Genomic DNA, 10,742 nt, shown 5'->3' with positions numbered 1-10,742 from the left:
CTACTTCCGACGAGCGGTGTCGTTGGAGTTGATGCGTCAGGATTCGACCGCAGTCACGCCTCAAAACACTACACGAAACGCGCCGAACTCACGATTCAGCAGCTCAAAGTGACGCTGTTGGTTGATGCGAAGGTCAACGCAATCCTCGATTTCCACGTGACGACGACAGGAAAACACGATAGCCAGATCGCTCCATCGTTGATCAAGCGCAACCCCGAGAGTATTGACGTTCTGCTCGGTGACAAAGGCTACGACGACCAGAAAATCAGACGACTTGCCCGTCAACACGAGGTTCGTCTACTGATCAAGCATCGAGAGTTCACATCGCTCCATAAGGCATGGAACGCGCGCTTAGACGTTGATCTCTACGGCCAGCGGGGTCAATCCGAGACGGTCAACTCTACGCTCAAGCGAAAATATGGTGCGTTCGTCCGCTCACGACGCTGGTGGAAACAGTTCCGGGAACTTACCATCGCCTGTCTCATTTATAATGTAGACCGATCACTCTGAGCGGTCAATACAGGTGAAATATCACTCATGATTGGGTCGTTGGTTCTATCTCATCGAAGAATGCCTTAACTCGCTCTCGGATTTTATCACGAACCGCTTGATAGGAAGAGAGAGTCTCACCAGCAGATGCCTCTAACTCCCATTGACGCGCTTCTCCATCCCATTCGTCCGGGCGGAAATGCTCGACAGAGCACCCCATTGTGACAACATAGTCGGCGTCCTCAATGTCGGCTGGCGTGATTTCTCGCGGCGTTCGGTCGCTGATGTCGATGTCCACTTCTTTCATTACTTCAACAACCTCGTCGTGGACGCTATCGGCTGGATTGACGCCCCCCGTTATGATTTCAACATCCAGCTCTCGCTCATCTCGTTCAACTTCTGCGAATGCCGTTGCCATCTGGCTCCGCCCAGCGTTCCCAACACAGACGAATGCGAGTTTCATACTCCGATGTTGCAGTCGTGGCGGCAAGAGTGTGAGGGCTTAATCGCCTTGTACCCTGTCGGAAAGTACAATTGGCGTAGGGCGCTCCGGTAGAAGCCAAGCCGGAACCACTCTTGTAAGAACGACCATTCCGGTCAGTTCGATGAGTGTCTGCGTCACGACGACGGCCGGGGCTAACTCATAGCCTGCCGGGAGCGCCAGCGCAAGCGGGAGGATGACCAGCGAGTTGCGAGTCACAGAGGTGAACACGAGTGCGCGACCCTCGCAAACATCCATCCGGAACAGTCCGGCCGCCAGCCGCCCGAGTAACGGCATAATGACTAGAAACGCAACATATATCGGAACGGCCACCGCGATCTGATTGATCGAATCTTGCACGCGGGGTAGTTGCGAGGCGATGACGACGAACAGCGTGACACCCATCATCGGAACGGGCAACCAGCCCATCGTCTTCTGCCACGACTCACCTCTCGGAGACCGTTCCGCCCATACTTCGGTGAGCCAGGCGAGCGCAAGTGGGAGTGCGATGATTATCAGAAACGCCTCGATGAAGGGGCCAGCCTCGATAACCTCCGCAACCTCTGTTCCCATAAACAGCCAGAGATACACCGGAAGTAACAGGAGTTGGACCAGCATCAAGGCCGGCGTCGCCGCCGTTACCTGCTCGGCGTTGCCGTCGGCGAGGTCGGTGAAGGTGATGACGTAGTCGATACACGGCGTCAAGAGAACCATTAATACACCGACGAGAACGACCGGCTCGGGCGGGAGAAACCGAGTGAGTCCCCACACGATGATGGGGACAACGAGGAAGTTCATCCCGAGCGCGGCCGCCAAGAAACGCCCGTTCGTAAACGCCCGCCGGAGCCGAACGAACGGAATTTCGAGAAACGTTACGTACAGAAGAATCGCCAGCACGGGATTGATAAGTCCCTCAATGAAGGTAGCCGATTCAGGGCGGCCTACCCCGACACCAATCGCCAGTATGACTGCAACCGCGTACAGGGCGACCTGATGCTGTTGGAGCCAGTCCTTAGTATCCATTCTTGCGCTACTTTGGTTCCGGCGGATAAACTATCATTGATAGGTTTGCAACTCTGATCGACCGGGTGTTTCGGGTGAGAACCTATCTGAAGAAGAGGACTTCAACAGAGCCACGGAATTCAATAGGGCGATCAACGGATTACTCCGCCGATATCTACCTCAATTGCCGCACTCCCTACTATCAGTATCCTCGTCAATCAAAGAACCACTCGAAATTGTAGGCATCATCCCATGCGTCGTGTGTTCCAAAGAGCGTGGAGAGGGACATTCATACACACCATATAATTTGTTTCTATAAATCTCTCAATACATCTGTACACTTATTTAACGTCTGTTTCACTGGAGGTGGCATTTAAGTAATGTAAATTCAACAGAGTGAGTCATTTTTGATGATAGTTCAAATTTAGCTGTGGTTGCTGGCTGGACACAATCGATAATTATCACTCCAAATAAGACAGATGCAGTAAATTATAAATTTAGCCTTATCTAATTATTTCACAATGTTGAGTGCGATCATGGAAGACTATCTCAAAGCGATCTATTATCTCCAGAACGAAGCAGACGACCGGGTACGAACCTCGGTACTCGCTGAGTATATGGATGTAGAGCAACCGACGGTTACCAGTATGATGAAAAAGTTATCAGAGCGTGATTTCGTGCTGTACGAACCCTACAAGGGAGTTGAGCTCACCGATACTGGAGTTCCTATTACTCTCGAAATTATTCGCCATCACCGACTGTTAGAACGATATCTGACGGACCACCTTGAGTATGATTGGGCAGAGGTACACGACGAAGCAGATCGTCTCGAACACCATATCAGCAGTAAGTTTGCCGACCGGATTGCAGAGCAGCTAGGACAACCAGCGGTTGATCCGCATGGCGACCCAATTCCCACCGCGAATCTGGATGTCTCGGGAGCAAAGGATGGTGAACGTCTTGCTGATCATCAAGTGGGTGACAGCGTTCAGATCGTACGGGTTCCGGACACAGATCCAGATCTCCTCCGGTACCTGTCCAAACACGGGATTCTCCCCGGAACTGTCGTAGATGTTGTCGAGATTGCGCCATTTGGAATGGTCACACTTGACCCTGATAGCGGAGATGGTCCGGTTGCGCTACCCGAAGAAGTCGCATGTTCCATATCCACCCAATCTCTCACACAGAGTTCTCACTGAGAAGCTCGGAAGTCTGCTAGTCTATTTTTAGATTAGACCTGTTCGAAGTTTAGATGTGTCTAATTTATATATTGGGCTCATCCACTATCACATATGGGTATCCGAAGAGTCAACCCGTCGAGGAGATCATGCCCTCGATAGATTACGAGAGTGCGGCAGATGTCACCAAACGACTCGAACAGCGTTTGGTTGAATCACTCACTGGTGAAACGAGCGTCAGTCGTCGCACGGTACTCGGCAGTCTTGGTGTCGCGGGAAGTGCTGCCGTTGGACTCGGGAGTTCACGTGCAAGTGCGTCACCCGGCCACGAGGGCGATGATACACACGGTAACTTCGGTGCGGTGGGCGAATACCGAGATTTGGACTTCGATCCGCACGAGTTCCTCACCGCGTTCAATACCGGAGACGGCGGCCAGGATAACGTTCCGCAGCAAGTCTACGAGGAGGATGGTCGAACCGTACGGGAGTTCGAATTCACCGCGGTCGACACAACGATCACCATCGCGCCGGGCATCGAGTTCCAGGCGTGGGCGTACAACGGCCAGGTGCCGGGCCCCACCATCCGCGCCGTCGAGGGCGACCTACTCCGAATCAAGTTCACGAATCTGGGACGACACGCGCACACGATTCATCCGCACCTGAAGAATCTCAACCCGCGAATGGACGGAATCCCCCAAAACGGGCCTGGTGTCCTCGAAACGGGAGAATCATTCACCTACGAGTGGATCGCCCAGCCCGCCGGTACGCACTTCTATCACTGCCACTCGCTCCCGCTGAAAGAACACATCCACCGCGGACTCTACGGCACGATCATCGTCGATCCGGACCCCGAACGCGTCAGGGAGAATCCACGCGACTATGTCAATTACCCCGGCCCGATTACCGACGACATGCGGACGCAGTTCGTCGAAGAGGCGAAGAGCCGGAACCACGAGTACGCCGAAAACGACGCCGTCAACGAGATGGTCATGGTGATGAACTCGTTCGACACTAACTTCGACGGCGGGAACGAGGTCTACGCGGCGAACACACGGGCATTCGCATACGGGGTCGGTAGTACCGACGGCACCGGCAACTGGACGGCGGGCGAGACGAAGCGTCCCATCCAGATCGACAAGAACGAACGGCAACGCGTGTATCTCTCCAATGCGACTGAGTTCGACCTCATCAACTCGTTCCACACGCACTCGCAGTTCTTCGATTACTATGACCACGGGACTACGCTGACACCGGCGCGCAAGACCGTGGACACGATCATGCAGACGCAGGCGCAACGCGGTATCATCGAACTCGACTACTCAGATCACGAACCCGGGCTGTACATGTTCCACGCCCACCAGTCCGAGTTCGCCGAACTCGGCTGGATGAGCTTCTTTGAGGTGGTCTAACATGGCGGATAAGACACAAAAACCGACGCCAGACGGAGGTGTATCTACTGAAAACGAGGTCACACAGCCGCTGGGACTACCGCGATGGGTCAGCGCGATACTCCCGATCGTGTTGCTCGTGCTCGTCTTGGGTGTGTTCGCGTTCACGTCACCACTCGCGAGTATTCAGAGCCAGAGTGGTGAACCGCTTCCCGACGTGACGATCACGCACACGACGCTTCCGAGCGACGAAACGGTCGTGTTACACGTAACGAACAACGGGCCCGATTCCGTGACGATAGCACAGGTCCTCGTCGATGAGGCCTACTGGAATTTTCAGGTCGAAGGAGCTGGTGGCGACCAAACGCTCGCTCCGATGGAAAGCGCACAGATCGTGATCCCGTATCACTGGAATCCGGGATGGGATCTCAACGTCGCCCTCGTACTCTCTGACGGGGCGACATTCGAGAATACGATCGTCGCTCCGAGTCAGGCACCCGGATTCAGCCTCAGTCTGCTCTGGACGCTTGCAGTCATCGGGCTGTTCGTCGGTGTGATCCCAGTCGCATTAGGGATGCTGTGGTTCCCCTACATCAAGACGATGAGCGATCGGTGGCTGCACGCCGTGCTCTTGTTCGCGGCCGGCGTCCTCGGTTTCTTGGCGTTCGACGCCGGGTTCGAGGCGTTCGAACTCGCTCAACGAGTTCCGGGCGCGTACGAGGGCAACCTTTTGGTCGTCTTCGGGATCCTCGGCGCGCTCACTCTCGTTCAGGCAATCAGCGCGTGGCGCAAAGGCCGTGTCGCCGCCGGTGACAGTCGGGCGAGTAGCGGTCTCTGGATCGCATATCTGGTTGCGATCGGAATCGGCCTACACAACCTCGCGGAAGGGCTGGCGATCGGGAGTTCGTTCGCACTCGGGCGTGTGTCGCTCGGCGCGTTCCTCGTGATCGGGTTCATGCTCCACAACGTGACGGAAGGCCCGGCCGTCGTTGCACCGGTCGCCCGCGGAGAGCGCCCGTCGTTCAAGCACTTCGCCGCGCTCGGCGTCATCGCCGGTGCCCCCGTCATCCTCGGCGGGTGGATCGGTAGTCTCGCGTACTCGCCGACGATCGGAGCCTTCTTCCTCGCGATCGGGGTTGGTGCGATCCTACAGGTCAACTGGGAGATCGCGGGAATGGTTCGGGATGCAGGCGGTCGCGTGGCCAACGCCACGAACCTGCTCGCGTTCCTGCTCGGCCTCGGCGTGATGTACGTGACCGACCTCTTCGTGGCGCTCTGAGAGGTACTATCCATCTCTGTTCCAATGGCACTCAAATTCTACAATCGACGGACGGTATTGCGACTCAGTACTGCCGCCTTGGCGACGCTCAGCACCGCCGGATGTTTGAACGGACAGTCACCGTCGACCCTGACCGTCACGATGCCCGACGATCACACGTTCGAGCCGAAGACTGCGACGATCGAAACCGGAGGGACAGTGACGTGGACGAACGAGAGCGACATCCAGCACACGGTCACAGCGTATGAAGACGAAATTCCTGCCGAGGCCGTGTACTTCGCAAGTGGTGGCTTCGAGTCAGAGCGTGCTGCGAGAAACCGGGTTACTGAGGGACTCATCGCCCCGGGAGAGAACTACGAGCACACGTTCGATCAACCCGGAACGTACGGGTACTGTTGTATTCCGCATGAAAGTTCTGGAATGGTCGGGACAGTCCTAGTGAGATGATCTGACAGGAGTATTAATAACTCAACTCACAGTAATTATTAATATTTAACATAATATGGGCCAGATATCGCAGTAGAGTTAATAAATCTGTAGCGGCAAGCGGTGAGTAATGACCTCACCTGACGACGATTCCCACGACAAACGTGGCGAACCACCGAACCGAACCCACACGCACGAAGAGGGATCTCAGCATCGTCACGAGTCCGCTCAGCATGCAAAGGGTGTCGATGACACCCCCCCACCACACGGACAAGGGGATGTTGCACAGTTCTCGGTTCCGGAGATGGACTGTCCCTCGTGTGCAGGGAAAGTTGAGAACAGCGTCGAAAAACTGGACGGGATCAACAGTCTCGACCCGCAAGTGACGACGGGAACGTTGACAGTCTCATACGACTGCGAGCAAACCAGTGCTACCGAGATAGCTGATCGGGTCGAAAAAGCGGGATACACGGTCGAGGACGTCGACGAAATAACGACGAAATTCACGGTGCCCGAGATGGACTGCCCCTCGTGTGCGGGGAAGATCGAAAAGTCACTCGACAAGGCTGGAGTCACAGCATATGAGACCCAGCCAACGACCGGAACCGTCGTTGTCACGTACGATTCTTCGGAGACCGAAGAAGCTGAGATAATCAGTGCTATCGAACGTGCTGGATACGAGGTTACAGACAGTTCGAGCGACGAGTCCGAAGGTCAGAACGCGACCGAGGAACGCGAGAGCATCTGGGTGAGTCCGCGGGCACTCAAGACGTGGATCAGCGGTGGGTTCGTCGCTCTCGGTTTGCTCCTTGAATTCTTCCTCACTGGGCAGAACGTACAGATTGCGAGCCTTCTCGGCACGGAGCTGTTCGTTGCCGACGGACTGTTCCTTGTCGCCGTCGCCTTCGGGGGTCAAGAGATCCTTCGCAACGGATACTACTCGTCGCGGAATTTGAACCTCGATATCGACTTTTTGATGTCGGTGGCTATCCTCGGGGCGTTGATCGCGAGCCTCGCCTTCGGTGAAGCGCTTTACTTCGAGGCCGCCACCCTCGCGTTCCTGTTTAGCATCGCCGAGCTGCTGGAGCGGTACTCAATGGATCGCGCCCGGAACTCGCTCCGGGAGTTGATGGACCTCTCGCCAGATGAAGCGACCGTCAAGCGAGACAGTAGTACGGAGACGGTTCCAGTCGACGAGGTCGCTGTCGGTGACGTCGTCGTCGTGAAGCCGGGCGAGAAGATCCCACTCGACGGGACCGTCGTCGACGGTGAAAGCGCAGTCAATCAGGCGCCCATCACGGGCGAAAGCGTGCCTGTCGACAAGGCGATGGGAGACGAGGTGTACGCCGGTACGATCAACGAAGAGGGGTATCTCGAGGTGGAGGTTACCTCCGAGGCCGGCGATAACACGCTCTCGCGTATCGTGGAGATGGTCGAAGACGCTCAGTCGAACAAGACCGAGCGTGAGCAGTTCGTCGAGCGCTTCTCGGCATATTACACGCCGGTCGTCGTTGCCTTCGCCATCCTGACGACAGTGGGGAGCCCGTACGTCCTCGGAATCACGTGGCCCACGGCCGTCGTTTATGGGCTGACACTCCTCGTACTCGCCTGCCCGTGTGCGTTCGTCATCTCGACGCCCGTCTCCGTGGTGTCGGGGATCACGAGCGCTGCTAAGAACGGGGTCCTGATCAAGGGCGGCAACCACCTCGAAGCGATGGGGAGCGTCGACGCCGTCGCGTTCGACAAGACAGGGACGCTCACGAAAGGGGAGCTCACCGTCACCGACGTCGTTCCACTGAACGAAAATTCCGAAGAAGATGTCCTCCGGTGTGCGCGTGGGCTCGAACAGCGGAGCGAACATCCCATCGGCGAGGCAATCGTCGCTGAAGCCGGCAGTATGGGGGTCGACGAGCGCGATATCGATGACTTCGAAAGCATCACCGGAAAGGGAGTGCGTGCCGATCTCGGCGGCACGCCGCACTTCGCCGGGAAGCCGGGTCTGTTCGGGGAGTTAGGTTTCGATCTCTCACACGTCCATGCGACGACCGACGGAGGTGTCGTCAGGCAGACTGCCCGGCAGATCTGTGATCGGAACAACTGCCTCGATCTGCTCGAAGAGACGGTTCCGAAGCTTCAGTCGGAAGGGAAGACGGTCGTCCTCGTCGGCACTGAAGACGAACTTGAAGGTATCGTCGCCGTGGCCGACGAGATCCGTCCCGAAGCAGCGCGAACGATCGCTCGACTCAAAGATCTCGGCGTCTCACGGACGGTCATGCTGACCGGCGACAACGAGCGAACTGCTCGCGCGATCGCTGATCAAGTCGGAGTCGACGAGTACCGGGCAGAACTGCTCCCAGACGAGAAAGTGGCTGCCGTCGAGGAGCTCATCGAGGAACACGAGGGCGTCGCGATGGTCGGTGATGGCATCAACGACGCTCCAGCGCTCGCGACGGCAACGGTGGGTATTGCAATGGGCGCGGCCGGAACGGACACCGCGTTGGAGACGGCCGACATCGCACTAATGGGTGACGACCTCGCGAAGCTCCCGTACCTCTACGAGCTTGCGAAGGACGCAAACGGCGTCATCCGGCAAAACATCTGGGCCAGCCTCGGTGTCAAAGCCGGACTTGCTCTCGCGGTTCCGTTCGGGTACGTCCCCATCTGGCTCGCCGTCCTCGCCGGCGACGCGGGGATGACGATGGCCGTGACCGGGAACGCAATGCGACTCTCTCACGTCGAACCGGAGACAGAGAACAACTGACGCTTGAGAGTTGTAATACCGGATATTACGAATTTATCAGATCAATACGTATGAGTCAACACGGGCATGCTCACGAAGAGACGGAAGAATATGAACTAACAACCGAAACAGGCAGCAGTACGCGCCGACTTGCCCTCGTAGCGGTCGTCAATTTCCTTGGCTTCCTTGCCGAATTGGCTGGTGGACTCCTCTTCGGTTCGGTCGCTCTCATCAGCGATGCGCTCCACATGCTATTCGACATGCTTGCATACGCGATGGCGTTCGGCGCGAGCTACACCGCGGAACGATTCGAAGGCGGTGCTGAGTGGTCGTACGGACTCCATCGACTGGAGCCGGTTGCTGCGTTTCTCAACGGGATACTGCTCGTTCCGATGGTCGGGTACATCCTGTGGGAATCGTATCAACGGTTCCTGGACCCGGTTGAGATCGATCCGACAATGACGCTGATCATCGCCGTCGGCGGCTTGCTTGTCAACTTGGGATCGGTCTATATCGTACAAGGGGGCGAGATGAGCCTCAACGAGCGCGGCGCATTCTATCACCTTCTCGGCGATGCCGGTGGATCAGTCGCGGTGATCATTTCGACACTCGCCGTCGTCACGTTCGATTTACCTGTCGCCGACCCGGTGGCTGCCATCCTCATCAGCGTGTTAGTGCTCGTTTCGGCAGGAAAGGTACTCCGCGGAAGCACCTCAATCCTCTTAGAACGGAGCCCTATCTCACCGGATAAACTTCGAAATGAACTGACAGCTGTCGATGGCGTTGAAGACGTCGACGACATACACGTCTGGCAAGTATGTAGTCAGTTGACCGTAGCGACAGTGCGTCTTCAGTATGAGCCCACATCACTAGACCAACATCAGGCGATCCGCTCTCGCGTCCATCAGCTTCTTTCCGACCATGGAATCGATCACGCAACCGTCGAACTAGTGGGTGAGATGGAGAGGGACCCGGAGACTGCCGACAACACGAGTCACAACCACTGATTTTCAAATGACAGAAATAACGACACGGATTCAGTCTGTCGGGAGTGCAGTTGGGCTCACGTACGGCTCAACGGTTATTGGGTCGGTAATTGTCACCATCGTTGCCGCACTGCTGGGCGCATTCGGGGTCGATGTAACCGCTCGTCCATCGTTGCGCCTCGTAATGAGCACGATCTTGTTACAAGGGGTGACATTCGGAGGGCTCTCAATCCTCTATCTCAGATTCCGAGATCTCGACTTCGAATTCGTTTCGCTTTCGATTCCGGACAGGCGAGATGTTGCTGTAACCATCGGAGGGGTAGGTACACTCCTCGGATTACTCATTGTCTCATCACGCGTTATCTCCTCGCTCGGACTGGAATCAGCAGAAAACCAAGTAGTAACAGTTGGTCAGCAAAATCCGACAGCTTTTCTAATTCTCATTCCTCTATCGTTTCTGCTAGTCGGTCCGGGCGAAGAGCTGTTATACCGAGGACTGGTTCAGGGGACACTCCGAGAAACGCTACATCCAACCCGTGCAATCGTTCTTGCGAGCGCCCTCTTCGCATCGATCCATCTCTTCTCGTTGAGTGGAGAAGGGAAGCTCGTGTACGTCGGTATCGCATTCGTTCTAGCTCTGGTACTCGGTGCGACCTACGAGTACACCGATAACCTCGTTGTTCCGGCTCTGATTCACGGTGCGTACAATGCGATTCAATTCACGAGCGCGTATCTGACGGCAACAGGTGGAATGTAACTGTTTGCTATCTGTG

Annotated in this window: 10 protein-coding genes; 8 read left to right on the top strand and 2 right to left on the bottom strand. The window is 56.3% G+C overall.

All coding sequences use genetic code 11. From position 1 onward, the window contains the following. Positions 1-510 (top strand): IS5 family transposase (locus B4V04_RS14635; RefSeq protein WP_498232444.1); only part of this gene is annotated, 510 nt, incomplete at its 5' end. Positions 511-535: 25 nt separating this feature from the next. On the opposite strand, the gene B4V04_RS14630 is transcribed toward B4V04_RS14635, so the two are convergent. Continuing rightward, on the bottom strand, positions 536-952 hold the full coding sequence (locus B4V04_RS14630; RefSeq protein WP_498232443.1) for an arsenate-mycothiol transferase ArsC: 417 nt from the start codon (positions 950-952) through the stop codon (positions 536-538). 39 nt (positions 953-991) lie between these two features. After that, positions 992-1,993 (bottom strand): arsenic resistance protein, encoded by a 1,002-nt coding sequence (locus B4V04_RS14625; protein WP_498232442.1) that lies wholly within the window; start codon positions 1,991-1,993, stop codon positions 992-994. Between the two features lie 500 nt (positions 1,994-2,493). Between B4V04_RS14625 and B4V04_RS14620 the strand changes: the two genes are divergently transcribed. From B4V04_RS14620 to B4V04_RS14590, 7 genes are all read left to right on the top strand, one after another. Then, on the top strand, positions 2,494-3,171 hold the full coding sequence (locus B4V04_RS14620) for a metal-dependent transcriptional regulator (RefSeq protein WP_498232441.1): 678 nt from the start codon (positions 2,494-2,496) through the stop codon (positions 3,169-3,171). Between the two features lie 128 nt (positions 3,172-3,299). After that, positions 3,300-4,559, top strand: a complete 1,260-nt coding sequence (locus B4V04_RS14615; protein ID WP_498232465.1) for a multicopper oxidase domain-containing protein — start codon at positions 3,300-3,302, stop codon at positions 4,557-4,559. A 1-nt stretch (position 4,560) separates the two neighbouring features. Beyond that, positions 4,561-5,817, top strand: a complete 1,257-nt coding sequence (locus B4V04_RS14610; RefSeq protein ID WP_498232440.1) for a ZIP family metal transporter — start codon at positions 4,561-4,563, stop codon at positions 5,815-5,817. 141 nt (positions 5,818-5,958) lie between these two features. Further along, positions 5,959-6,264: a cupredoxin domain-containing protein gene (locus B4V04_RS14605; protein ID WP_371191816.1), complete on the top strand. Its 306-nt coding sequence runs from the start codon at positions 5,959-5,961 to the stop codon at positions 6,262-6,264. Between the two features lie 109 nt (positions 6,265-6,373). Next, positions 6,374-9,004, top strand: a complete 2,631-nt coding sequence (locus tag B4V04_RS14600; RefSeq protein WP_498232439.1) for a heavy metal translocating P-type ATPase — start codon at positions 6,374-6,376, stop codon at positions 9,002-9,004. Positions 9,005-9,054: 50 nt separating this feature from the next. Next, complete coding sequence (locus B4V04_RS14595; protein ID WP_498232438.1) at positions 9,055-9,990, top strand: cation diffusion facilitator family transporter; 936 nt, start codon at positions 9,055-9,057, stop codon at positions 9,988-9,990. 163 nt (positions 9,991-10,153) lie between these two features. Beyond that, on the top strand, positions 10,154-10,726 hold the full coding sequence (locus B4V04_RS14590) for a CPBP family intramembrane glutamic endopeptidase (RefSeq protein ID WP_498232437.1): 573 nt from the start codon (positions 10,154-10,156) through the stop codon (positions 10,724-10,726). The last annotated feature ends 16 nt before the right edge of the window (positions 10,727-10,742 follow it).

The organism is Halorubrum sp. B52 (assembly GCF_059752555.1).
Note: the sequence above shows the minus strand (reverse complement) of the source record. Positions and strands in the feature narration are given on the sequence as shown.